23 protein-coding genes are annotated in these 24,736 nt (G+C 62.6%); 6 read left to right on the forward strand and 17 right to left on the reverse strand.

What is annotated here, in order from left to right; genetic code table 11:
- Nucleotides 1-66: 66 nt before the first annotated feature.
- Nucleotides 67-1,395, reverse strand: coding sequence for an aspartate aminotransferase family protein (locus ACVWWD_RS25240; RefSeq protein WP_023769613.1), 1,329 nt, complete (start codon nt 1,393-1,395; stop codon nt 67-69).
- A gap of 241 nt (nt 1,396-1,636) precedes the next feature.
- On the opposite strand from ACVWWD_RS25240, the gene ACVWWD_RS25245 reads away from it, so the two are divergent.
- Nucleotides 1,637-2,272 carry a TetR family transcriptional regulator C-terminal domain-containing protein gene (locus ACVWWD_RS25245; protein ID WP_023769612.1) on the forward strand — a complete coding sequence of 212 codons (636 nt, stop codon included), beginning with the start codon at nt 1,637-1,639 and terminating at the stop codon, nt 2,270-2,272.
- A 12-nt stretch (nt 2,273-2,284) separates the two neighbouring features.
- On the opposite strand, the gene ACVWWD_RS25250 is transcribed toward ACVWWD_RS25245, so the two are convergent.
- Nucleotides 2,285-3,166 carry a helix-turn-helix transcriptional regulator gene (locus ACVWWD_RS25250; RefSeq protein ID WP_352547894.1) on the reverse strand — a complete coding sequence of 294 codons (882 nt, stop codon included), beginning with the start codon at nt 3,164-3,166 and terminating at the stop codon, nt 2,285-2,287.
- 103 nt (nt 3,167-3,269) lie between these two features.
- Here ACVWWD_RS25250 and ACVWWD_RS25255 point away from each other — a divergent pair, with 103 nt between their 5' ends.
- A complete protein-coding gene (locus tag ACVWWD_RS25255; RefSeq protein ID WP_352547896.1) occupies nt 3,270-4,109 on the forward strand; it encodes an SDR family NAD(P)-dependent oxidoreductase in 840 nt (279 codons plus the stop codon).
- Nucleotides 4,106-4,828 carry an SDR family oxidoreductase gene (locus ACVWWD_RS25260; RefSeq protein ID WP_457103476.1) on the forward strand — a complete coding sequence of 241 codons (723 nt, stop codon included), beginning with the start codon at nt 4,106-4,108 and terminating at the stop codon, nt 4,826-4,828. The genes ACVWWD_RS25255 and ACVWWD_RS25260 overlap by 4 nt, the downstream gene beginning before the upstream one ends.
- Nucleotides 4,829-4,947: 119 nt before the next feature.
- Here ACVWWD_RS25260 and ACVWWD_RS25265 read toward each other — a convergent pair whose 3' ends face one another.
- From ACVWWD_RS25265 to ACVWWD_RS25290, 6 genes are all read right to left on the reverse strand, one after another.
- Nucleotides 4,948-5,406, reverse strand: a complete 459-nt coding sequence (locus tag ACVWWD_RS25265) for a carboxymuconolactone decarboxylase family protein (protein WP_023769608.1) — start codon at nt 5,404-5,406, stop codon at nt 4,948-4,950.
- A 31-nt stretch (nt 5,407-5,437) separates the two neighbouring features.
- Nucleotides 5,438-5,956: an RrF2 family transcriptional regulator gene (locus ACVWWD_RS25270; RefSeq protein WP_015317148.1), complete on the reverse strand. Its 519-nt coding sequence runs from the start codon at nt 5,954-5,956 to the stop codon at nt 5,438-5,440.
- A gap of 106 nt (nt 5,957-6,062) precedes the next feature.
- Nucleotides 6,063-7,376 (reverse strand): NAD-dependent dihydropyrimidine dehydrogenase subunit PreA, encoded by a 1,314-nt coding sequence (preA, locus tag ACVWWD_RS25275; protein WP_023769606.1) that lies wholly within the window; start codon nt 7,374-7,376, stop codon nt 6,063-6,065.
- 12 nt (nt 7,377-7,388) lie between these two features.
- Entirely contained in the window at nt 7,389-8,231 is an 843-nt protein-coding gene (locus ACVWWD_RS25280; RefSeq protein ID WP_352547901.1) for a class I SAM-dependent methyltransferase, read from the reverse strand.
- 5 nt (nt 8,232-8,236) lie between these two features.
- The gene (locus tag ACVWWD_RS25285) at nt 8,237-9,592 is read right to left on the reverse strand and encodes an NAD(P)-dependent oxidoreductase (RefSeq protein WP_352547903.1); all 1,356 of its coding nucleotides are present in this window, start codon (nt 9,590-9,592) and stop codon (nt 8,237-8,239) included.
- A 121-nt stretch (nt 9,593-9,713) separates the two neighbouring features.
- On the reverse strand, nt 9,714-10,439 hold the full coding sequence (locus tag ACVWWD_RS25290; RefSeq protein ID WP_023769603.1) for a gamma-glutamylcyclotransferase: 726 nt from the start codon (nt 10,437-10,439) through the stop codon (nt 9,714-9,716).
- A 176-nt stretch (nt 10,440-10,615) separates the two neighbouring features.
- Here ACVWWD_RS25290 and ACVWWD_RS25295 point away from each other — a divergent pair, with 176 nt between their 5' ends.
- A complete protein-coding gene (locus ACVWWD_RS25295; RefSeq protein ID WP_457103477.1) occupies nt 10,616-11,392 on the forward strand; it encodes a VOC family protein in 777 nt (258 codons plus the stop codon).
- A 42-nt stretch (nt 11,393-11,434) separates the two neighbouring features.
- Here ACVWWD_RS25295 and ACVWWD_RS25300 read toward each other — a convergent pair whose 3' ends face one another.
- Entirely contained in the window at nt 11,435-11,923 is a 489-nt protein-coding gene (locus ACVWWD_RS25300; RefSeq protein ID WP_023769601.1) for a hypothetical protein, read from the reverse strand.
- 213 nt (nt 11,924-12,136) lie between these two features.
- Here ACVWWD_RS25300 and ACVWWD_RS25305 point away from each other — a divergent pair, with 213 nt between their 5' ends.
- Nucleotides 12,137-12,532, forward strand: a complete 396-nt coding sequence (locus ACVWWD_RS25305) for a DoxX family protein (protein ID WP_352547910.1) — start codon at nt 12,137-12,139, stop codon at nt 12,530-12,532.
- 18 nt (nt 12,533-12,550) lie between these two features.
- Here ACVWWD_RS25305 and ACVWWD_RS25310 read toward each other — a convergent pair whose 3' ends face one another.
- Complete coding sequence (locus ACVWWD_RS25310) at nt 12,551-14,992, reverse strand: GcvT family protein (RefSeq protein ID WP_352547914.1); 2,442 nt, start codon at nt 14,990-14,992, stop codon at nt 12,551-12,553.
- 91 nt (nt 14,993-15,083) lie between these two features.
- Nucleotides 15,084-16,622, reverse strand: a complete 1,539-nt coding sequence (locus ACVWWD_RS25315) for a trimethylamine methyltransferase family protein (RefSeq protein ID WP_457103478.1) — start codon at nt 16,620-16,622, stop codon at nt 15,084-15,086.
- A 216-nt stretch (nt 16,623-16,838) separates the two neighbouring features.
- On the opposite strand from ACVWWD_RS25315, the gene ACVWWD_RS25320 reads away from it, so the two are divergent.
- Nucleotides 16,839-17,429, forward strand: coding sequence for a transglycosylase SLT domain-containing protein (locus ACVWWD_RS25320; protein WP_352547918.1), 591 nt, complete (start codon nt 16,839-16,841; stop codon nt 17,427-17,429).
- A gap of 71 nt (nt 17,430-17,500) precedes the next feature.
- On the opposite strand, the gene ACVWWD_RS25325 is transcribed toward ACVWWD_RS25320, so the two are convergent.
- The 6 genes from ACVWWD_RS25325 to ACVWWD_RS25350 form a co-directional block, all read right to left on the reverse strand.
- Complete coding sequence (locus tag ACVWWD_RS25325; protein WP_352547919.1) at nt 17,501-17,938, reverse strand: TA system VapC family ribonuclease toxin; 438 nt, start codon at nt 17,936-17,938, stop codon at nt 17,501-17,503.
- Nucleotides 17,935-18,162 carry a hypothetical protein gene (locus ACVWWD_RS25330; RefSeq protein ID WP_023769596.1) on the reverse strand — a complete coding sequence of 76 codons (228 nt, stop codon included), beginning with the start codon at nt 18,160-18,162 and terminating at the stop codon, nt 17,935-17,937. Before ACVWWD_RS25330 ends, ACVWWD_RS25325 begins: the two co-directional genes overlap by 4 nt.
- A 163-nt stretch (nt 18,163-18,325) precedes the next feature.
- Entirely contained in the window at nt 18,326-20,518 is a 2,193-nt protein-coding gene (locus ACVWWD_RS25335; protein ID WP_352547921.1) for an ABC transporter ATP-binding protein, read from the reverse strand.
- A 50-nt stretch (nt 20,519-20,568) separates the two neighbouring features.
- The gene (locus tag ACVWWD_RS25340; protein ID WP_023769594.1) at nt 20,569-21,726 is read right to left on the reverse strand and encodes an ABC transporter permease; all 1,158 of its coding nucleotides are present in this window, start codon (nt 21,724-21,726) and stop codon (nt 20,569-20,571) included.
- Nucleotides 21,727-21,737: 11 nt separating this feature from the next.
- On the reverse strand, nt 21,738-22,772 hold the full coding sequence (locus ACVWWD_RS25345; RefSeq protein WP_023769593.1) for an ABC transporter permease: 1,035 nt from the start codon (nt 22,770-22,772) through the stop codon (nt 21,738-21,740).
- 148 nt (nt 22,773-22,920) lie between these two features.
- Nucleotides 22,921-24,579 (reverse strand): ABC transporter substrate-binding protein, encoded by a 1,659-nt coding sequence (locus tag ACVWWD_RS25350; protein ID WP_023769592.1) that lies wholly within the window; start codon nt 24,577-24,579, stop codon nt 22,921-22,923.
- Nucleotides 24,580-24,736: the final 157 nt, after the last annotated feature.

Raw genomic sequence — 24,736 nt, forward strand, 5'->3', positions numbered from 1 at the left:
GCGGTGCCGCGCCGACCAGCCGCTTCGCGGCCACTCTCCTGTGTGGGAGCGTGGCCGCATCAGGCCTCAGTCGATCGACCGCAGCACCTCACGCACATGGTCGATCAGTTCGTTGATCTGGCCCTTGGTGATGATCAGCGGCGGCGACAGTGCGATGATGTCACCGGTGGTGCGGATCAGCGCGCCGCGCTCGAACGCCTTGACGAAGGCCGAGAAGGCCCGCTTTGTCGGACTGCCGGCGATCGGCGCCAGCTCGATCGCACCGATCAGGCCGATGTTCCTGATGTCGATGACATGCGGCTCGCCCTTCAGCGAATGCAGTGCCTCTTCCCAGTAAGGCGCCAGTTCCTCGCCGCGCGTCAGCAGGCCCTCTTCCTTGTAGGTGTCGAGCGTGCCGAGTGCAGCCGCACAGGCGATCGGGTTGCCCGAATAGGTGTAGCCGTGGAAGAATTCGATCATGTGCTCGGGGCCGGTCATGAAGGCGTCGTGGATTTCCTTCTTCACGAACACCGCGCCCATCGGGATGACGCCGTTGGAGACGCCCTTGGCGGTGGTCATGATGTCGGGCGTGACGCCGAAATAGTCGGCCGCGAACGGCGCACCGAGACGGCCGAAACCGGTGATGACCTCGTCGAAGATCAGCAGGATGCCGTGCTTGGTGCAGATTTCGCGCAGCTTCTCGAGATAGCCCTTCGGCGGCAGGATGACGCCCGTGGAACCCGCGACCGGCTCGACGATGACGGCGGCGATGGTCGAGGCGTCATGCAGGGCGACGATACGCTCCAGCTCGTTGGCGAGTTCCGCGCCATATTCCGGCACGCCTTTGGAGAAGGCGTTCTTCTCCGGCAGATGCGTGTGCGGCATGTGGTCGACGCCGCCCAGCAGCGTGCCGAACATCTTGCGGTTGGTGACGATGCCGCCGACCGAGATGCCGCCGAAATTGACGCCGTGATAACCGCGCTCGCGGCCGATGAGGCGGGTGCGCGAGCCTTCCCCCTTCACGCGATGATAGGCGATCGCCATCTTCAGCGCCGTTTCGACCGATTCCGAACCGGAATTGGTGAAGAAGACATGGTCCATGCCCTTGGGCGCAAGGTCGACCAGGCGGTTCGCCAGTTCGAACACGATCGGATGGCCCATCTGGAAGGCGGGTGCATAGTCTAGTTCGGCGGCCTGGTGCTGGATCGCCTCGGTGATCTTCGGGCGGCAATGGCCGGCGTTGACACACCACAGGCCGGCGGTGCCGTCCAATACCTTGCGGCCATCGCTGGTCGTGTAATGCATGTCCTTGGCGGACACGAACATGCGCGGCGCCTGCTTGAACTGCCGGTTTGCCGTGAACGGCATCCAGAATGCGCTGAGATCGTTCGGCGTGACTTTCAGCCGGTTGGACATGACCAAGACTTCCCCTTGTAACCTGTTTCGCTGCGTCCAACGCTTGGTCTTTGCCGCGCTTTCATGCTACGCAAATTTTGACCGATTGGACAAACGTTAGCACCGCCATGTCGGCGGTCAATGGATTACTAGCGGAAATGCGGCTCCTGAAGTGCGTTCCACAGCCTAGGGAAAAACTGGTCCAGAGAATTGGTCCAGATGACCTTGAATGCGAGATTTGGCAAGGCGAGGGCCCGCAACGGTGACCACGAGCACGCAAGCCCCTCGCCGCACCCGCATCCAGCAGGAAAAACGCGAACTGATCCTTGAGGCCGCGCTCGAAGTGTTTTCCACCAGCGGCTTCCGCGGTTCGACCATCGACCAGATAGCCGAAGCCGCCGGCATGTCGAAGCCGAACCTGCTCTACTATTTCCGCCGCAAGGAAGACATCCACGAGACATTGATGGAACGGCTGCTCGAAACCTGGCTGGCGCCGCTGCGGGAACTCGACGACATCGGCGATCCGATGACCGAACTCAGGAGCTATATCAGGCGCAAGCTGGAAATGGCGCGCGACTTTCCGCGCGAGAGCCGCCTCTTCGCCAACGAGATCCTGCAAGGCGCGCCGCGTATCATGCCGCTGCTGGCGGGCGAGTTGAAGACGCTGGTCGACGAGAAAGCCGCCGTCATCAAGGGCTGGATGCGCGCCGGCAAGATCGCCCGGACAGATCCCTGGCACCTGATCTTCTCGATCTGGGCGACGACGCAGCATTACGCCGATTTCGATGTCCAGGTCCGCGCCGTGCTGGGGCCGAACCGTGGCGGCGACGGCCGCTTCGAGGACGCTGCCCGCTTCCTCGAGCAATTGTTCCTCGATGGGCTGAAGCCGAAGGCTTGATCATACGACGGCTCACGCGCTGCGCCGTTCGGCCGGCATCGCCTCGAGCAATTGTTGAAGTTTGGCGATCGAGTTCTGCTCGGCGAGCGGTGTGTAGACGATCAGCCGCATGTCCGAGCCGTCGTCGATTGACAGGCTCATATGCTCGAAGGCCAGCAAGCCCACCGTGGGATGCCGGACATGCTTCACGCCGGTCAGCCTGCGCGCCACGTCGCGCCGGGGCCACCAGTCACGGAACTCGGGACTTGAACTCATCATCAGCGCGATCAGCCGTTCGAAATCCGGATCGCCGACATATTTGGCGCTTTCGGCACGAAACGAAGCAAGCACCACGCGGGCGAGTTCTTCCCAGTCGACCAGCAGGCGGCGATGGTGCGGGTTGGTGAACACCATGTGGACGATGTTTCTGCTATCGCCCTCGAGCAGGCCGTAGTCGCCGAACACCGCCACGGCCGCGTCGTTCCAGGCAAGAACGTCCCAACGACGGCCAACGACATAGGCGGGCTGCAGCACCAGGCTTTGCAGCATGTGCAACAGCGTAGCGTCGACCTTTTCAGGCGCCGCCACACGACGCTCCGGCTGCTGGCGGCCGGCCAGGATGAACAGATGCCGCTTCTCGACGGCGTCGAGGCGCAAAGCCTCGCAGAGCGCCGCCAGCACTTCCACCGAGGGCCGCACGTCCCTGCCCTGCTCGAGCCAGGTGTACCAGGTGGTGCCGACACCGGCGATCATCGCCACTTCCTCGCGTCGCAGACCCGGTGTGCGCCGTCTCGGCCCCGTCGCGATGCCCGTAGCCGATGGCGCCAGTCTTTCCCGGCGCGACCGCAGGAAGGCGCCGAGTTCGCGCCGGCGGCTCTCCTCGGCTGATCGGGTGAAGGCAACGGGAGCGTTCATGCCGGTCATTATAGCAGTATTGATACCAGGATAAAGTTTGAACTGTTTGACATGGGCGAAGCGCTCCATCTTGCGTTCAGAGCAACAACAGGAGGCTCTGAACATGAAAGTGAAAGACAAGACCGTCCTCATCACAGGCTCGACCGATGGCGTCGGCCGCGTGGTAGCGCAAAGGCTGGGTGCCGCCGGCGCACGGGTGCTGGTGCATGGCCGCGATGCCACACGCGGAGACGCCGTCATCGCCGAGATCGAAGCCGCCGGCGGCAAGGCAGAATTCTGTGCCGCCGACCTTGCCTCGCTGGCCGAAGTCCGCCGGCTCGCCGCGACCGTTCGCGCACGCACCGATCGGCTCGACATCCTCATCAACAATGTCGGCGTCGGCACCGCCGGGGACGAACGACAGACAAGCGCCGATGGCTACGAGTTGCGCTTTGCCGTCAATTATCTCGCCGGCTTCCTGCTGACCTCGGAGCTTCTGCCGCTGCTGAAGGCGAGCGCGCCGGCGCGCATCGTCAATGTCGCCTCGGCCGGCCAGCAGGCGATCGATTTCGGCGATGTCATGCTGACCCGCGGCTACAGCGGCGTGCGCGCCTATTGCCAGAGCAAGCTGGCCCAGATCCTGTTCACCGTCGATCTGGCCGGGCAGTTGAAAGGCAGCGGCGTCACCGTCAACGCGCTGCATCCGGCGAGTTACATGAACACCACCATGGTCCGCCAGGCGGGCGTCACGCCATGGAGTTCGGTCGAAACCGGCGCCGAAGCTATCTTGAACCTCGCCACCTCGCCCGCGCTGGAAGGGCGCAGCGGCCTCTATTTCGACGGCCTGCAGGAATCCCGCGCCGACGCCCAGGCCCATGACGTCAAGGCAAGACAACAATTGCGAAGCCTGAGCCTAGACCTCGTCGGGATGGCTCCGCCAGAATCGAAGGAAGAACAGCCATGACCAACAGAACCGAACACACAGTCATCATCGGCGGCTCATCCGGGATCGGCCTGGCGACGGCGCGCAAACTGCTCGGCCCGGGCATGAAGGTCACGATCACCGGGCGCAACCAGGACAAGCTCGTCGGCGCCTGGAAAAGTCTTGGCGGCGCCGCCGGCAAGGCTGCCTTCGACGCTTCGAAGCCGGATGAGGCGCGCCAGTTCTTCGAGCGCCTCGGTCCGTTCGACCACCTCGTTCTGGCGGCGAGCGGCGGCAAGGGCCTTGGCCCGTTCGAGACCCTCGACCTTGCCGACATCGGCGGCGGCGTCGAGGAGAAGGTACGGCCGCAACTCTCCTGCCTGCAGGCGGCCTTGCCGACGCTGAACAAATCGGGGTCGGTCACCTTCATCTCGGCGGTGTCGGCGCAGGTCGCCATGCCGGGCGTCGCGGGCATCGGCGCCATCAACGGCATGCTCTTGACCGTCGCGCCGATCCTGGCCGTCGAACTGAAGCCGCTGCGCGTCAACGTCGTGGCGCCGGGTGTCATCGACACGCCATGGTGGGACTTTCTGCCCGCAGAGCAGCGGCAGGCGGTCTTTGCAGAATATGCGGGGAAAACGCCGGTCGGCCGCATCGGCCGCGCCGAGGACGTCGCCTCGGCGATAGCCTTCCTCGTCTCCAACGGCTTCATGACCGGCCAGGTGTTGACCTGCGACGGCGGCCTGCGGTTCGCGGCGTAAACGTTGGAGAGTTAAAGCGTCTGCGCAATCAGCGTCAAAAACCCTCCGCTCAGCGCGACATCCTTTGAAACAGCAGGGGCGCCGCCTTTCCCCGCGGCGCCCCAAAGATGTCCGGACTGTCAGGCCGCCTTGGAGGCCGGCATTGGATGGATGGCGTGAAACGGAATGCAAAGCCGGTTCCAGGTGTTGATCATGCCGACCGCGACGGAGAGCTTGACCAACTCCTCTTGCGAGAAATGCTCCAGCGTGCGGGCGTAGAGTTCGTCCGACACGCCGTTGCTGGCGATCAGGGTCACCGCTTCGGTCCAGGCGAAGGCGGCGCGTTCGCGCTCGGAGAACAGCGGCGATTCCTTCCAGGCGGCGACGAGATAGAGCCGCTGCTCGGTCTCACCGTCGCGCCTGGCTTCGCGGCTGTGCATCTCCACGCAGAAGGAACAGCCATTGATCTGCGAGGCCCTGAGCTTGACCAGGTGCAGCAGGCTCACCTCCAGTCCACATTCGTCGACCGCCTTGTTGAGCGCCGACACAGCCTTCATGATCTCGGGCGCCTTGGCAAAAAACTGCAGCCTCTGTTTCATCGTCTTTCCTTTCGCATCCTTGGGAGGTAACTTAGGCTTGGTTGGTTGAACTGGGTTTTTGCCGCCGTTGATGGCGCTCGACAAAGGCGCAGCTCGCGGCAAACGATCTGGGGTCGCCTTCCGCGGCGTAGTCCGCCACGATGTCGGACAACTTCACCTCGGCGAGGGCTGCCCGATAGGCGCGCTCCGCCTTCAGCATCGCCGCATTGATGCCGCAAGGTTTGACATAGGCAGAGGCATCGATCTTGACCGGACCGTTACGGCGGATCTCGCCGCAGCGAAAAGCCGGCTCGCGCCCTTCGATGGCGAGCACGATGTCGAGCAGCGTAATGCGTTCGGCAGCCCGTGCCAGCCGGTAGCCGCCGGCGGGACCCGGCACTGATTCCAGAATGCCGGACGCTGTCAGCATATTGAGGTGTTTCAGGAGATAGCTCGGCGACAGGCCAAAGGATTCCGCCAGCGCCGCGCCCGGCATCGTACTGTTGCCGTCGACGCTCGCCAGTGTCGCCGCGCAGTGGATGGCCGCCTCAACGCCCTCGCCCAGCTTCATAGTGCCAGTCTCCAATTCACCGATAAGACATATCCTGGATAAAAATTATCTGCAATAGCAAAATGGAAAAAGCGACGTCCGGAGACGCCGCTTTTGAAGGTTGCCCCTACTCCGCCGCCACCTTGGCCATCGGATTGTTCGGGTGCGTGGTCCAGTTTGCATAGACCGGCGACACCGGTCTGCCGGTGCGCTGGTCCAACGCGCCGGCCGCTAGCGGCTCCATGGTGATGCAATTGTCAACCGGGCAGACATTGACGCAGAGATTGCAGCCGACACATTCAGCTTCGATCACCTCGAAATGCCTGACCCCGTTGACCACGTTGGTGATCGCCTGGTGCGAGGTGTCCTCGCAGGCGATGTGGCAGCGGCCGCATTTGATGCAGGCGTCCTGATCGATATGCGCCTTGGCGACATAGTTGAGGTTGAGATACTGCCAGTCGGTGACGTTGGGCGTGGCGCGGCCGATGATGTCGTCGAGCGACCGGTGGCCCTTCTCGTCCATCCAGTTTTCGAGGCCGGCGATCATCTCCTGCACGATCTTGAAGCCGTAGGTCATCGCCGCCGTGCAGACCTGCACATTGCCAGCGCCCAGCGCCATGAATTCGGCGGCGTCCCGCCACGTGGTGATGCCCCCGATGCCTGAGATCGGCAGGCCGCGGGTTTCGGGATCGCGGGCGATCTCGGCCACCATGTTCATGGCGATCGGCTTCACCGCCGGGCCGCAATAGCCGCCATGCGAACCCTTGCCATCGATGGTCGGCATCGGCGCGAAACTGTCGAGGTCGACGCCGGTGATCGAATTGATGGTGTTGATCAGCGACACAGCGTCGGTGCCGCCGGCATGCGCTGCCCGCGCCGGCTTGCGGATATCGGCGATGTTGGGCGTCAGCTTGGTGATGACGGGCATGCGCGTATATTGCTTGCACCAGCGCACCACCATTTCGATATATTCCGGCACCTGGCCGACGGCCGCACCCATGCCGCGTTCCGACATGCCGTGCGGGCAACCGAAATTGAGCTCGATGCCGTCGGCGCCGGTCTCCTCGACCAGCGGCAGGATCGATTTCCAGCTTTCCTCGACGCATGGCACCATGATCGACGCGATGAGCGCGCGGTCGGGCCAGTCCATCTTGACCTGCTTCATCTCGCGAAGATTGGTCTGCAAATCGCGGTCGGTGATCAATTCGATGTTGTTGAGGCCGAGCAGGCGCCGGTCGGCACCCCAGATCGCGCCGTAGCGCGGGCCGTTGACGTTGACCACCGGCGGCCCCTCTTCGCCAAGCGTCTTCCAGACGACGCCGCCCCAACCCGCCTTGAAAGCGCGGATGACATTGTAGGCCTTGTCGGTCGGCGGCGCCGACGCCAGCCAGAACGGATTGGGCGATTTGATGCCGACGAAATTGTTTCTGATGTCAGCCATGACAGGTCCCTTTCAACGGAGACGAAGGAGCATTTCCACGGGTGCAAGACTGCCGCCCTCAAGCGCGGCGGTGAGATTGGCGATCTTGGTGCGGGCATCCTCGCCCATGACGAGGCCGACGCTTGGCGGCGGCTTTTTTCCCTCGGCCTGCGCGGCGGCCATGCGGGCACGCATGGTGGCGAAGAACTCGATGGCGAAAGCGCCGCGCGGGCGCTCGGCGGTTACCGAAAAGCCCCAGGCGGTCGCGGCCGCTCGATAATCAGCAGGCGTGGCGACTAACGACATGGTCGCGTCGGATGCCCATGGCAGCGGATAGGTCAGTGCCCCATCCTTGAGCCGCATCACGTCATAGACGGCAAAGACGCCGCCGGGCTTCAGCACGCGAGCGGCCTCGCTCATCAGCTTGGCCTTGTCAGGCAGGTTCATGCCGACATGCAGGATCATTGCCGCATCGAAGCTGGCCTTGGCGAACGGCATGTCCAGCGCGCTGCCTTGCACGAAGCGCGTCTTGCCGGCCATTCCCACCCGCTTCGACAGGCTGGTCGCGATATCGACATAGCTTTGCGTCAGGTCGATGCCGGTGACATCGGCGCCGGCATTGGTCGCGGCAAAACGGGCCGGACCGCCGATGCCTGAACCGATGTCGAGAAGCCGGGCTCCAGGCTTCAGCCCCATCTGGTCGATGAGTTCCCGGGTGGCGGCGATGCCGCCAATGTGGAATTCGTCGACCGCTGCGAGATCGTCGGCGCTCAGATGGGCAATTTCCACGCCGGTGTCGGCAAGCGCGGCAAGAATCCGCTCCTCCAGGCCTGAAATCTCATAGTGACGGGCAATGCCCGGTTCCACCGTGCCCATGATCCTTATCCCTGGGTCAGGTTCCTGTGGATGCTTTCCGCCGCGTCGCGCCCTTGCGCCACGGCCGAAACGGTCAGGTCGTCGCCACCGAATATGCAGTCGCCACCGGCCCAGACCTTGGCCAGCGACGTGCGCCCTTGCGCGTCGACCTTGATGCGGCCGGCTTCAAGATCGATCGACGCCCCGCTGCCGTTGAGTGCAACCGGCACGAAACTCTGGCCGATGGCCTTGAACACCTGGTCGGCAACCAGCGTCAGCGTCTCGCCGGTGCCGGCAAGCCGCTCGCCGTCGAGCGCCGTGTATTCGAGTTCGATGGCACTGACCTTGCCGCTTTCGGTAATCACCCGCTTCGGCTGCAGCCAGTGACGGATGGTGACGCCATTGGCGGCGGCCAGGTCCTGCTCGAATTCGGAGGCGTTCATATGCTCCTGGCCGCGCCGGTAGCAGATCGTCACCTCCTCGGCGCCAAGCAGCTTCGACTGCACGGCGGCGTCGATCGCCGTCATGCCGCCGCCGATGACGACGACGCGGCGGCCGACCGGCAAGCCGGAGAGGTCGCTGGCCTGGCGCAATTCGGCGATGAATTCGACCGCATTGGTGACGCCGGCGGCATCCTCGCCATCGGCGCGCAGCGCGTTGACGCCGCCAAGCCCCATGCCGAGGAAGACGGCGTCGTAATTGCGGATCAGGTCGGAGAGCTGGTAGTCGCGGCCGAGCGTCTTGCCGTTCTGGATGTCGATGCCGCCGATCGCGGTGACATAGTCGACCTCGGCCTGGGCGAAGTTGTCGACGCTCTTGTAGGCGGCAATGCCATATTCGTTGAGGCCGCCCGCCTTCGGGCGCGCCTCCAGGATGGTCACGTCATGGCCATGGCGGGCGAGCCGGTGCGCGGCGGCAAGACCGGCCGGGCCGGCGCCGACGACGGCTACGGTCTTTCCTGTCGGCTCGGCACGCGGATAAAACTGCCTGCTCTCGCTCATCGCGACATCGGTGGCGTAGCGCTGAAGACGACCGATCTGGACCGGCTTGCCTTCCGCAACCTCGCGCACGCAAACCTCCTCGCACAGCGTCTCGGTGGGACAGACGCGGGCGCACATGCCGCCCAAAATATTCTGGTCGAAGATGGTCTTGGCCGACCCGATCGGGTTGCCGGTCGAGATCTGGCGGATGAACAGCGGAATGTCGATCGAGGTCGGGCATGCGTTCATGCACGGCGCGTCGTAGCAGAAATAGCAGCGGTCGGATTCGACCAGCGCCTCGTGGTGATCGAGCGGGGGATGCAGGTCGGAAAAATTGTCCGCGTATTGGTCGGGCAGAAGCCGGCCGCCGACAATACCCTCTTTGAACTGGCCTTCTGGCATTCTCAGTTCCCCATGTTTTCGTTTTGGGGAAGGCTAGCACGTTTTGTTTTTTTATCAATTGGTCAATTTTTGGGGTAAGCCGTTGAAAAGACTGCAAGAAAATATGACAATTGTATTCATGTTATGATGACGGTGACGCTGGGATGGGGCCGCCACCCCTGCCATTGCCGTGGATCGACCTGATCTCGTCGGCGACCAATTGCTGCAACGTCCAAAGATTGCGGTCGCGGATGCCGAATTCCTCGAGGTGGCTCACAGTGTTGTAAAGATATTCCGCCCCGGAGCCGACATGGCCGCAGGCGCGCGCCAGCACCCGTGCCACTGTCTCCAGCGGCTGCCCGAGCGAAGTGCCCCTGCCCGTCACCCCGACCCAGAAACCCAGCGCCCGCAGATGCCCTTGCGCCGTACGCACCGGGACCCACCTGACCGAAGCGACGCTCTCGTGATCGTCGATCTCGCGCCGCAACAGCCTTTCGATCCGAGCAGCCTTCTCCCCTTCCGGCAAACGATAGATCACACCATCGCACCGCCCACCGCGTTCCAGCGCCATCATCAGTCCAGGCTGCGCGACGCTGCCGCGCCAGCGAACCATGTCGATGCAGAACGAGCGGTGCCAGCCATGGGCGGTGGCCCGCTTGCGTTCGACGGACTCGAAAGCCGGCTTCCAGATCAGCGAGCCATAGGCGAACACCCATAGCGGCCCCGCATCTGCTTCATCGGCGAGCCGCTCGGAGAGGACCCGGAAATCCTCGTCGCTCAGTTGCGTCCAGCTGCCGCTGGGCCCGGGATCGGCCTCCTCGCGATGGCACAGTGCGACAAGCTCGGCTGTGAGTGACATCTGCCGCATGGAACGACGACCCCTCCTCGGGGCCAAGCAACGCGAAAATCGCAAGACACGCACGATCGCCAAGAGGGTGCGCCTTGCCGTTCCCGATTTCCAGCCCAGATGTCGGATTTCCGTCGTCAAGATCGTCCTGGGATGGATCGAACGACGATCGGTGCACAACGGTGAGGAGACCGACCATGCCACAATCCCCGATGCCCTTCTTCTGGTACGAACTGATGACATCAGACCTCGACGCCGCCGAGGCTTTTTACCCCGCCGTGGTGGGCTGGAAGGCCGAGCCCTTCGACAAGGCCCCAGGCATGCCGCGCTATGTCGTCATGAATGTCGGCGAGCGTGGCGTCGCCGGCCTGATGACGATGCCGCAGGATGCCGCCAAGATGGGCATGCCGCCGGCCTGGCTGGGCTACATCCACGCCAGGGATGTCGACGCGGCAACAGCGTCGCTGGAAAAGGCAGGTGGCGCCGTTCACCGCCAGCCCGACGACATTCCAGGCGTCGGCCGCTTTGCCGTCGTGGCCGATCCGCAAGGCGCGACCTTCATGTTCCTGCAGCCGAATGGTCCGGACCAGCCCGTCGTGCCAGCCAATACGCCTGGCCATATCGGCTGGCATGAGCTTTATACGAGCGACTGGAAGGCCGCGTTTGATTTCTATTCCGACCAGTTCGGCTGGGCCAGTGCCGGCGAATTCGACATAGGGCCGATGGGCATCTACCAAACCTTTACCGCCGGCCCCGAATGCGGCGGAGGCATCATGAACAAGCCCGAGCAGATTCCGGTGCCGGTGTGGCAGTTCTATTTTAACGTCACCGGCATCGACGCGGCCGCAAAACGCGTCACCGACAATGGCGGCAAGATCCTGATGGGACCGATGGAGGTCCCCGGAGGCAGCTGGGTCGTGCAATGCCAGGATCCACAAGGCGCGCACATCGCTTTGATGGCGCCGGTGCGATAAGCGCCCGCGTCGACCGCTGATATCATGCTTGCTGGCGTCGGCTCATTCCGGTGCCAGCACCGCGACCTTGAGGGTCTCTTTCTTGGCACCGCTGAACTGGACGGTGGCTTGGCCGGCCGCGAGCTTGAAGCGCACGCTTTTGCGGATGCCGGGGCAGGTCTTGACGCCGCTATAGCCGGACGATTTCACGGGTTTGCCGTCCTGGATGACATCGACCCAGGCCTCTCCCGACAGGCTGATCTGGATGGTCCCTTCCGGCGGCACCGCCACATTGGCGACAGCGCCGAACGTGCCCTGCGCGGGCGCGCGTTCGGGCGGCACCGGAAAGCCGGCCTTCTCGGCCGGTACCAGCGCCAGATCCGCGGCCTGCCCCACTGCCAGTGTCGCTCCGGACGGCGTTGAGGGCGCCGTTGCAAACAGCGCCTGTTCGCGCGTCACAGGCCATTTGAAGGCCTCGCAGCCGGCGTCCTCGGCCATGGCTAAGCTGGTACTCACAAGGATCGCGAACAGGCTGATGGCGGCTTTTTTCATGGCAAGAGGACCCACATGTCAAGAGCGTTCAAATCGGCGACTACAACCAATACAACCATACAGAAAAGAATGCAACCTAAACGAGAGCATAATGAAAGGTCAGGCCGGGGAACAGTTCCAATCACTAATTGTTGATGGCCGGCCCTGGGAAGTGAATGGTCCACCGCCGGGCAATAACCTATGGCCGATCCGAGAAGCTAAACGGAGTTTTGGATGAAGCTTTTCGATGGCCTTGCCAGATATCAGCCGCAGGCGCTCGGCGTTCTGCGCATCATGACCGCGCTGCAGTTCATCGAGCACGGCACGCAGAAACTGTTCAATTTCCCTTCCAGCGACCACGCAGCCACCGCGTTGAGCGGATTGCCGTTAGCAGCCGGCATCCTCGAATTCGCCGGCGGCATTCTGCTGGCGCTGGGCCTTTTCACGCGCCCGGTCGCATTCCTTCTGGCCGGCGAAATGGCGATCGCCTATTTCATGGCGCACATGCCGCGTGACTTTTTTCCGGTTAACAACAGCGGCGATTCGGCGATCTCGTTCTGCTTCATCTTCCTCTATCTGGTCTTTGCCGGCGCCGGCGCCTTCGCGCTCGACAACCGCCGGAGCGCGTGATCCCCGTGCGGGGGTGGTTCACCCCCGCATCCGTTCGAAATTCGCATCGAACAGCGGCGCCGCCTGCATGCGCGCCGCATGCCGCTTGCCGAGCAACTCGATTTCGAAGCCGTCGCTCTCGTCCGCGATCTCCTTCGGCACATAGCCGACAGCGACCGACTTCTTCGAATGATGGGCATAGCCGCCCGACGTCACCCAGCCGCGCACCGCGCCACCGAACCAGATCGGTTCGTCGCCAATGACATCGGCATCGTCGGCATCGACGATGAAGGCGCGCAGCCGCAACTTGCCGCCCTGTTTGCGCTCGGCCAGAGCCGCCGCCTTGCCGATGAAATCCGCGTCCTTGCCGTAGGCGACGAAACGATCGAGGCCGGCTTCCAGCGGCCCGTAGATCGGCCGGTATTCGCGCCCCCATGAACCGTAGTTCTTCTCCAGCCGCAGCGCGTTGAGCGCGCGCGAGCCGAACAGGCCGATACCGAATTCCACCCCCGCCGCCATCAGCGCCTGATACGCGGCACGTTGATATTCCGGCGCCACCCAGATCTCGTAGCCGAGATCGCCGGTGTAGCTGACGCGGCCGACCAGGCACGGCGCCATGCCGACATCCATCTTGCCGACTGCCATGAAGGGAAATGCCTCGTTAGATGTGCCGGAGCGCGTGGCTTTTGCCAGCACGTCCCTGGCCTTGGGGCCGGCAATCGACAGGCCGGTAAGCTTTTGTCCCAGCGCTTCGATATGAACCGAGCCATCATCAGGCAGATGCTGCTCGAACCAGCGCATGTGATATTGCTCGGCAATGCCGGAGCCGGCCAGGAACCAGCCCCCTTCTTCCCGATCTTGGGGGCTGAGATTGGCCAACGTGAAGTCGCCGATCAGCCTGCCGTCTTCCTTCAGCATGGGGGCGAGCGTCATGCGACCGGGTTTCGGCAGCTTGCAGGCGAGCATCCGGTCGAGCCAGGCCGCTGCCCCCTCGCCCGTCACCTTGTATTTGGCGAAGCTCGATATCTCCGATAAGCCGACGCCTGCGCGAACCGTGGCGACTTCGGCGGCGACATGGCTGAAGTCGCTCGAGCGCCGCCATGAGAACTCGTCCTTGACGCCTTCCGGCGCATACCAGAGCGGCACTTCCAGCCCGTAGGCGACGCCCCACTGCGCCCCCTTGGCCGACAACAGGTCATAGACGGGCGTAGTCTTCAGCGGCCGCCCGGCCGGCAATTCCTCGTTCGGGAAGCGGATCGAAAAACGCCGGGAATAGTTTTCGCGCACCTTGGCGTTGGTGTAGGCCATACCAGCCCAGTCGCCGTAACGCGCCACGTCCATCGCCCAGATGTCGACGCCGGGATCGCCCTCGATCATCCAGTTGGATAGCGCCAGACCAACGCCACCGCCCTGGCTGAAGCCGGCCATGACGCCACAGGCGACCCAGAAGCCCGGCAGGCCGCGCACCGGCCCGACCAGCGGGTTGCCGTCGGGCGCGAAAGTGAAAGGCCCGTTGATGATCTGCTTGATGCCGGTGTTCTGGAAGGCCGGGAAATGCCGGAAGCCGACCTCGAGCGACGGCGCGATGCGGTCGATATCCGGCGCCAGCAATTCATGGCCGAAATTCCACGGCGTCTGGTATTCTGACCATGGTTTGTTGGCCTTCTCATAAGTGCCCATCAGCATGCCGCCGCGCTCCTGGCGCAGATAGAGCTCGCCGTCGAAATCGACCGCATGGATGATTTCGGTGCCGGTTTTCTGGTTCCAGGCGGCAACCTCCGGCATGTCCTCGGTGATCAGGTACATGTGCTCCATCGCCAGCACCGGCAGTTCGAGCCCGACCATGCGGCCGACCTCGCGCGCCCACAGGCCGCCGGCATTGACGACATGCTCGGCCACCACCTCGCCCTTGTTGGTGATGACGCGCCACAGCCCGTCGGGACGGCGCACGATATCCTCGACCTTGGTGAAGCGCTCCACCTCGGCGCCGAGTTTTCGCGCCGCCTTGGCATAGGCGTGGGTGACACCGGAGGGATCAAGGTGTCCGTCCTCCTTGTTGCGGACGGCGCCGACGAACTGCTTGGGATCGAGCAGCGGCATCAGTTCGGCCGCCTCCTTCGGCGAGATTTCCTCCAGCTCGATGCCGAGATAACGGCCCTTGGCGACGACGCCGCGCAGCCAGTCGAGCCGCGCCTCGGTGGCCGCCAGAAGCACGCCGCCGGTCAGGTGGACGCCGGTCGCTTGTCCCGACAGCTCCTCGATCTCCTTGTAGAGGTTGATGGTGTATTTCTGCAGCTTGGCGACGTTGGGATCGCCATTGATCGTGTGCATGCCGCCGGCCGCGTGCCAGGTCGAGCCTGAAGTCAGCTCGTCGCGCTCCAGCAGCACGACGTCGGTCCAGCCATGACGGGCGAGATGGAACAGCACCGAACATCCGACGACGCCACCGCCGATGACCACGACCTTTGCATGCGATTTCATCGATTTTTCCCTGATATCAGTGAGTTGGGGAGATAAAGTGATTCGAAAGGGCAGCGCCCGGCTCCCCTGCCGCGCGCCAACACCGCGAAATTCACGGCTCGCCCTGCCCGATCGCTTCCTTGCGCTTGGCCACGTAGGCCTCGAGCGCTTCGCGCACGGCGATGTCCATCACCGGCTCGACATAATCGTCCAGCGCCTTCTTCCACAGCCGCGTCGCGCGCGCGGTCGCGTCGAGGCCGCCGGCCTCCTGCCAGGCTTCGTAATTTTGCCAGTTGGAGAGCATCGGCTGATAGAAGGCGGTGGCGTAGCGCTCCAGCGTGTGCGGCTCGCCGAAGAAATGGCCGCCGGTCGGCACAGCCCCCAGCGCCTCCACGGCAAGCTCCGCCTCATCGACCACGATCGGGCGCAGAAACTCCATCATGTGCTGGATCATCTCAACGTCGATGATGAATTTCTCGAACGACGCCGTCAGCCCGCCCTCCTGCCAGCCGGCGGCGTGGTAGACGAGATTGCCATGGCCAAGCACCGCGCCCCACAACGCCATCAGCGTCTCATAGGCGCCTTGCGCGTCGGCGGCATTGGAAGCCGAGCCGGGCGTCGTCCGGTATGGCAGGCCATAACGGCGCGCCAATTGTCCCGAAGCAATGTTGGCCTTGGTGTTTTCAGGCGTGCCGAAGGCCGGCGCGCCCGACTTCATGTCGACATTGGAGGTGAAGGCGCCGTACATCACAGGCGCGCCTGGCCGCACCAGTTGCGTCAGCACCACGCCGAACAGCGCCTCGGCATTCTGCTGCGCCAGCGCCCCGGCCAGCGTCACCGGGCTCATCGCTCCCATCAACGTGAACGGTGTCACCGCAACCGACTGGCCGTACTCGGCCATGGTCATCAGCCCCTCGGCCATCATCTCGTCGAGGCGACGCGGCGAGTTGACCGAGATGATGGTGGCAATGCCGGGATCAGCAGCCATCTGGGCCAGCGTCATCCCACGCGCGATCGCCATCATCTCGATGCCGTCCAGCGCCCTGCCGCGGCCGATCGCCGAGACATGAAAACTCTTGTCGGTCAGCGTCAGATTGGTGAAGTATGTATCGAGATGGCGTGAGTTGGCCGGCAGTTCGACCGGCGCGCAGACCTGGTTGCCAAGCATGTGGACGCAGTTGAAATGCTGCGCCAGCCTGGTCAGATCCGCATAGTCGCGCAGATTGCCGGCACGGCGGCCCCGCTCCATGTCATGCACATTGGGAGGACCGGCAACCAGCGTGAAATTAATGGTGTTGCCGCCGAGATGGATTGTGTTGGCCGCATTGCGTGGGGTCAGCGTATAGCCGGACCGCGTCGTCTTCAGCGCCTCGTCGATCATGCCGCGATCGACGCGCACATTCGCCGAGGCGTGATCAACCTTCGCGCCGGCCTTCTCGAACAGCGACAGCGCACGCGGACTCATCACCTCGATGCCGAAATTCTCCAATATGTGCATCGACGCCTGATGGATCGCCTCGATCTGGTCTGGTGACAACAACGCCATCGGCGGATAGGGATTGATCACCCGCCTGGGCGGCAGTTGCGTGATGGGCGCTGGCCCCCGGTTGCTGGTGCGCTCGGCGCCGCGCTTTCGTCTAGGTTCGCTCATGCGGGCATCAAAGCTTCGGCAGGGCGGTCAAGCTGTCGGAAATACGCCATTTGTCGACGCGATTTTAGCCAAGGCGCCATATATGCGATGTCCCTTTAGAAAAGGCGACAAATAGCGTCGGAATACCTATATGGCATTTTCTTGCCCGCTCGTGCCGACAAGGCGTTAACGGCGACAGCAAGATTCCCTTTATGATTTCGGCCTATTGCTCATCCAATGCGTAGGTCGAGTTTTAGTAAAATTGTAGCGGTTGGCGTGCTGCTGGCACTTTCGGCCTGCGCGACGGCACCCAGTCACATCAACAATGTCTGCGCCGTCTTCGATCAGAACGATGGCTGGTTCGACAATTGGCAGTCGGCTGCAGAGCGCGCCTCACGGAAATACGGTGTGCCGGTGCCGGTGCTGATGGCGACCGTGCGCAAGGAATCCGGTTTCAAGAGCAACGCCCGCCCGCCACGCACCAAACTCCTCGGCTTCATTCCGTGGAAACATGTCTCCTCGGCCACCGGCTTCTCGCAGGCGCTGGACGGCACCTGGTCGCAATATCAGCGCGAAACCGGCAACTGGGCGGCGCGGCGCACGAGATTCGCCGACGCCGTCGACTTCGTCGGCTGGTACCATTCCAAGACATCGGACAGCTACGGCGTCGCCCGCAACGACACCTACAACCTCTACCTCGCCTATTATCTCGGCTGGACCGCCTATGGCCGCGGCAATCGCGGCGATGCCGGCGTCCAGGGCTACGCACGGGCCACCGACAAGATGGCCCGCGACTATGACGTGCAGCTAAGGCAGTGCAACAACTGATCCGCCGGACAGGTCAGCGAAATCACTCGGCATCTTTGTTGCTATGTCAGAGCCGGGCCTGAGTCCGGATTTCACTCGCTCGGTATGAGGTGGAGAACCGACTTTCCTCCCTTTACCGCCGCCGTCGACAATTTTCGATCAAAGGTCGCCAACTTGCCGTCACGCGCACTGGCTAGCGCCAGTAGGTAACTATCCGTGACTTGCGCCGAGGTCAGGATCTTGCCGGTATCGATATCGGCAGAACCGACCAGACTGATGTCGTCCGGCCAGAATTGATGTCCTGGAAGTGCGTGCATTTTACCAACAATCCGCGCAACGACCGCGGGCGAGCCGGGAGAATTGGGGTATTTGGAATTGCCCACGATCCTCATGACACCATTCTCGGTGATAGGGCTTGTAGCCCATGAGGAGCGTCCGACGGATTCGAACCATCGATGGGCATCGTCATGCGCGACATGGCTGGGATCGATCAGCGCGATCAAGACATTCACGTCGAGCAGGAAGGTCACGGCAGTTCGTCGCGGAGCCTGTTGACCGTCTCGAGATCAACCATCGTGCTGCCAGGCTGGGACGACAGCAAGGGAATGCCATTGCGCTCATCGCCCGCCTGAGGCCGATGCAGCGAGCGGCGAACAAGATCGGAAATCACCTCCCCAACGCTGCGATCCTGCTGCCGCGCCATGGCTTTGGCGGCAAGGAGGACATCATCGTCGATGGCAAGTGTCGTTCTCACAACTTATCTCCTTGCGCGCATCAAGCATCACGCATCACATAGGACATCAAGGAGAAATACTCAAGGCGATGGGGGGAACACGGTCCGCCCCCCAACGCATCTAAGATATCCCGGCCGCTTCGAGAGGCAATGCGCCGCCCTGACGACCCGGCTTTAATGCCTATCAAATCGGCTTCTTGCCATGTGGCCGCTTCGGCGGTTCGCCGGCAAAGCCCGGACCTTCGCCATGCGGCGCGTCGTCAGGCACGCCTTCATGGGCAGCATGTTCCCTGTCGAACTTGATCACCGGCTCCATGGTCTTGAGCACGTCGTCGGAGAGCCAGCACAGGCTCATATGGCCATCGCCGAGGTTCTTGACCGGCGGCACCTTGGTCTCGCACAGATTGTCAGGCACCAGCTTCTTGTAGCCGCAGCGTGTCTGGAACGGACAGCCGGACGGCGGGTTCATCGCCGAGGGGATGTCACCTTCCAGCACGATGTGCTTCTTGACCACGCTGGTATCGGCAATCGGGATCGCCGAGAGCAACGCCTCGGTATAGGGATGATAGGGTGGCGCGAAGATCTGGTCGGTCGTGCCTTGCTCGACGATATAGCCGAGATACATGACGACGACGCGGTCGGCTATGTAGCGCACGACGGAGAGATCGTGGCTGATGAACAGCATCGTCGTCTTGTTCTTGCGCTGGATATCCATCAGCAGTTCCGTCACCGCCGCCTGCACCGAGACGTCGAGCGCCGAAACCGGCTCGTCGGCCACCACCACCTTGGCGTCGCCGGCGAAGGCTCGCGCCACGCCGATACGCTGCTTCTGGCCGCCGGAAAGCTGACGCGGCTTGCGGGTTTCGAACGCCCGCGGCAGTTTCACCAGGTCGAGCAGTTCCAGCATGCGCTTGCGCCGGTCGGCGACGGTCCTGCCGACGTTGAATTTTTCCAGCGTCCGGATGATCTGCGACCCGACCGAATGGCTGGGGTTGAGTGTGTCGAACGGGTTCTGGAACACCATCTGGATCGACGACACGGTGTCGACGCTGCGCTTCTCGATGCCGGTCGACTGGATTTCCTTGTTGCCGAGCGTGACGCTGCCGGAGCTGGCGGTTTCCAGTCCGAGCAGCACCTTGGCCAGCGTCGACTTCCCGCAGCCGGATTCGCCGACGATGGCGACTGTCTCGGATTCGCGTGCCATGAACGAGATCGTCTCGTTGGCCTTGACGACGCGGCCTTCGCTCGAGCCGAACACCTCGCTGCCGCCGACCTTGTAGTATTTCCGCAGGTCCTCGATCTTGAGTACTGGCGCGCCCGGCACGACGCGCTCATTCACCTTCTTGGCGCCCGGCGGCAATGCCTCCCAATCGATCTCGTTGAAGCGCACGCAGCGCGAGAAATGACCCTCGTGTCCGGCGACTTCTATCATCGGGATTTCGGCGGCGTTGCAGACGCCCTCGACGAAATGGTGGCAGCGCGGGCCGAAATTGCAGCCTTTTGGCCGTTCATGCGGCAGTGGCAATTGCCCCGGGATCGAGATCAGCGGCCGCGAGTTCTTGTCCGCGCCAGGCAGCGGGATCGAACGGAACAGCCCCTGCGTATAGGGGTGGCGCATCCGGTCGAAGACGTCCTTGATCTTGCCGGTCTCGACCGCCTCGCCCGAATACATCACAGTGATGCGGTCGCAGGTTTCCAGGATGAGGCCGAGGTTGTGCGAGACGAAGATCATCGAGGTGCCGAACTTCTCGCCCAACCCCTTGACCAGATCGACAATGCCCGCTTCCACGGTCACATCGAGCGCCGTCGTCGGCTCGTCGAGCAGAAGCAGCGCCGGCTTCGACAGCAGCGCCATCGCGATAACGATGCGCTGCTGCTGGCCGCCGGAAAGCTGGTGCGGATAAGAGCGCATCATGCGCTCGGGATCGGGAAGCTTGACCGAGCGCACCATTTCGAGCGCCCTGGAGTAGGCCTCTTTCGTCGACACCTTGTCGTGGATCAACGGCACTTCCATCAGCTGCTGGCCGATCTTCATCGCCGGATTGAGGCTGGCCATCGGCTCCTGGTAGATCATTGCGATCTTGTTGCCGCGGATGCCGCGCAGCTCCTCGTCGGAGAGCTCGCCCATGTCCTTGCCCTGGAACTTGATCTTGCCGCCGACGATCTTTCCGATATTGGAGAGGTCGCGCATGATGCCGAGCGACACGGTCGACTTGCCGCAACCGGATTCGCCGACGATGCCCATTGCCTCGCCCGGCATCACCGTGCAGGAAAAGTCCATGACGGCCGGTATCTCGCCCTTGCGGGTGAAGAAGGAGATCGAAAGGTTTTCGATCTCGATGATCGGCTGTGCCGGATTTCGAACTGCCTCGTTCATGGGTCGCTCCAATCCTAATTCTTGGCCAAGTGGGATCTGGGACCCCGCCATCAATCCTTCATCGATTGCTCACGCAGTGAGTCGGCGAGCAGGTTGAGACCCAGAACGAACGACATCAACGCGATCGTCGGCGGCAGCGCCGGGTGAATGAAGGAACGCAGCAATCGGCTGGCATCCTTGATCGCCGTACCCCAGTCCGGGCTCTCGGGCGCAAGGCCCAGGCCGAAGTAACCCAGCGTGCCAAGCAATATGGTTGTGTAGCCGATGCGCAGGCAGGCATCGACGATCAGCGGCCCGCGCGCATTGGGCAGGATCTCCCACAGCATGATGTACCAAGGCGATTCACCGCGCGTCTGCGCCGCCGCCACATAGTCGCGCGTCTTGATGTCCATCACCAGGCCACGCACGATGCGGAACACGCCCGGGCTGGAGGCGAACACCACCGCCACGAAGATGTTGAGCTGGTTGGGATCGATGTGGACGATGTGCAGCGGGTCCCTGTCGAAGACAAGGCCGAGGTAGATCCAGCCGCCTATGATCAGTGTCAGGCCAAGCAGGATATAGATCCGGTCGGGCCGGTTCTTGTAGCGCGTCCAGAACAGCACGCTGAAGAAAATGATCGGAAACAGGAAGAAGACGCCGGCCAGCGCATAGGGGATCGGCGTGTCCATGATGCCGGGCGTTACCAGCAGGTAGAACAAGAGGATCACCGGGAAGGCCAGTACGAGGTTCGCCAGGAACGACAGGATGGAATCGATCTTGCCGCCGTAGTAGCCGGCCGGCAGGCCAAGCGTGATGCCGACCATCAGCGCGAAACCGGTCGCGGCGGGTGCGATGATCAGCACGATCTGGCTGCCATAGACCATGCGCGAGAACACATCGCGCGCCAGCTTGTCGCCGCCGAACAGATAGGCGAGCCCCGATTGCGGTTCGATGGCGCCCGGCAGCGTGTCCTTCATCATCGGGATCTGGCCGAGCGGATCGAAAGGCGAGATGGTCGAGGCGAAGATCGCCGTGAACAGCCAGAACAGGCAGATAAAGACGCCCGCTACGCCGACGCCGCTATCGAACAACTGGCCGTAGAGCGCCAGCTTCTTCTTGTAGAGAAAGCTCGCACCCATGACGATGGCGAGGGCGACCCAGACCGGCCAGAAGCGCCAGAGCACTTCGAGGATGATGGTGGAGGCGCCGATATATTGAGCTTGCATGCGCCTTCTCCCTACTGAACGCGGATGCGCGGATTGAGGAATGCGTAGCCGACGTCGGAAATGAGCTGGGTGATCAGCACGATGAACACCGAGACCAGCGAACAGCCGAGCAGAAGATCGATGTCGTTGTTGCCGGCGGCCTCGACCAGCGTGTAGCCGAAGCCCTGGTAGCGGAACATCACCTCGACGATGACGACGCCGGTGAGCAGCCAAGGGAACTGCAGCATGATGACCGTGAAGGGTGCGATCAAGGCGTTGCGCAGCGCGTGCTTGACCACGACGCTTTTAAAGGAAAGCCCCTTCAGGCGTGCCGTGCGGATATATTGCTGCGTCATCACCTCGACCATGGAGGCGCGTGTCATGCGTGCGATATAGCCGATGCCGTAGATCGCCAGCGTGATCACCGGCAGGGTGAAATTGTAGAATGTGATGCCCTGGCTCGCGGAAGCGGCCGACCCGTTCAGCCAGCCGAGCCAGGAGGCGAAGACGACGGTGAAGATGACGCCCGACACATATTCAGGTGTCGCCGTCGAGGCGATCGAGGCGATCGACAGAACGCGATCGGTGCGCGACCCCTCCCGCATGCCGGCAAGGATGCCAACCAGCAGCGACACCGGCACCATTACGCCCAGCACGCAGAGCATCAGAATGCCGGTAGCGCCCAGCGCAGGGAATAGCTTGGCCGCGACCGTGGTCTTGAACTTGGTCGAACAGCCGAAATCACCCTCGATCACGCCGGAGAATGTCGGCACGGCCGGGTCATTGCAGAAGGAGAAGCGCTGCGTGGTCTTTCCGGTCGCCGAATCCGTGATCGGCTGCTTGGGCACGACGCCGAGCCACTGGCCATAGCGAACGAAGAAATTCTGGCGATAACCGTGATTGACCAGCCAGCTTTCAAGCTGCTCGGCCGATGTGTGCATTTCGGTCTGGCTAATCGCCAGCTTCTTCAGATTGGGTTCGAGATTGACGAGGAAGAAGACGACCAGCGTCAGGCACAGCATCGTGAGCAGTATCGTGCCGATGCGTCTGATGATGAATGAGAACATTGTGCCCCCCTGCCGGCCGGGTTGGGGTCAGATATGGTCAACCCTGTGACGAAAACCTTGTGACGTCACGCCGCCGCTGCATCCAATGCAACGGCGACGATCCTGAGAATATGAGGGACACGCGCCCCTCATATTCATCAAGCAGCGGTCACGCCTTGTCGAGCCAGACCTTGCCGAAATCGTGCTCGTAGGTGGGGTGCATCGAGTGGTTCTTCACCTCGGGCTTGATGTTGATGTAGAGCTTGCGCCAGTAAGGCTGGATGATGATGCCGGAATCCTGCAGCATCTGCTCGATATCCTTCATCACCACCTTGCGCTTCTCCGCATCAGCGACGCCGAGCGCCTCGTTGACTTTCTTGTCGAAGTCCGGATTGGCATAGGCCGTCTCGTTCCAGGCTTCGCCCGAGCGGTAGGCGATGGCGATGACCTGGATGCCAAGCGGACGCATGTTCCAGTTGGTCTCCGAGAATGGATACTTCGTCCAGTCGTTCCAGAAGGTCGAGCTCGGCAGCACGGTGCGCTTCACCTTGATGCCGGCTTCGCGCAACTGGGCCGCGATCGCGTCCGTGGTGTTCTTGTGGTAGTCCTCGTCGTTGCTGATCAGCTCGTGTTCGAAATCGATCACGCCGGCTTCCGTCAGCATCTGCTTGGCCTTGGCGACGTCGCGCTTGATCTTCGGCAGTTCGACATATTCCGGATGGATCGGCGCGACATGGTGGTTTTCGGCCGGCGTGCCGGCATTGCCGTAGCCGAGTTGCAGGACCACCGAATTGTCGACGGCCAGGCACATCGCCTGACGCACCTTCTGGTCGCCGTAAGGCTTGGCGTTTACGTTGAAGCGCGACACCACGGTAGCCGCGGTCACCACTTCCGAAGGCGGCGCGCCGACGTCCGCGATGATCTTTACGTAGTCGGCGGTCGTTTCGTGGTTGGTCTGCACTTCGCCCGATTCGAAGGCCGAAACGGTCGCGGCCGGATCGGTGCCGTAGTCGATGAACTCGACGCCGTCGAGGAAGGCTTCGCCCTGCCACCACTTGCCGGTCGTGCGGCGCTTGTAGACCACCTTCTGGCCGACATCATAGGAGACGAGCTCGAACGGACCAGTGCCGATCGGGCAGTTCTTGAAGTTGGCGCCCTTCTCGTCGAAGCTCTTGTGGACGACGAGGCCGGGATAGTCGCACAGGTTCGGGATGATGGCGATGTCGGGCTTCGACAGCTTCAGTTTCACGGTCATGTCGTCGACCTTGACGATCGACCCTTCGCGCAACTTCTTGGTCTTTTCGTCGACGAGGCTGCCGAGACGTCCCGGCATCGAGTTGCCTTCGGCTGATTTGTCGGCCCAGCGGGTGAAATTGTAGATCACGTCATCGGCCGTGAACTTGTCGCCATTGTTCCATTCGACGCCAGGCCGCACATGCAGCGTGTACTCGGTGGCGTCGTCGTTGATGTCCCAGCTTGCCAGCAGATATGGAGCGAATGTGTACTCCTTGGTGTATTTCACCAGCGGTTCGAGCGCCTGGCGCTGGGCGTTGGAAATCTCGGACCAGTCGGCGGTACGCGGATCCTTGGGATCCTTGACCGACATCGCCACTTTCAGCACGCCGCCCTTCTTGCCCTGGACGTCCTCGGCCTTGGCCGGGGTCGGAGCGGCAAGGCCGAGCAGGCCGTAGGCCATGGCGGTCGAGGCACCGAAGACGCTGGCGAGCGCGAGGAATTCGCGGCGATCGACTTTGCCCGACTTGGCTTCTTCGGCCATCGCCAGGATGTGATCCGGAACGCTGTCGCCGTTGCTCTTATAGATTGTCATGACTAACTCCCATTGTTGGCTTTCCGCCGATTAACATTCCGCATCCGGGCCATGATGTCAAAGACGGCATGGATTGGGAACATGTTAGCGAATGTGCAACTTTGGAAGGGGGGCAGTTCGCGTGATAGCGACAGTCTTGGCGCAAAATTGCTAGTGC

It is taken from the genome of Mesorhizobium sp. URHB0026 (assembly GCF_054059755.1).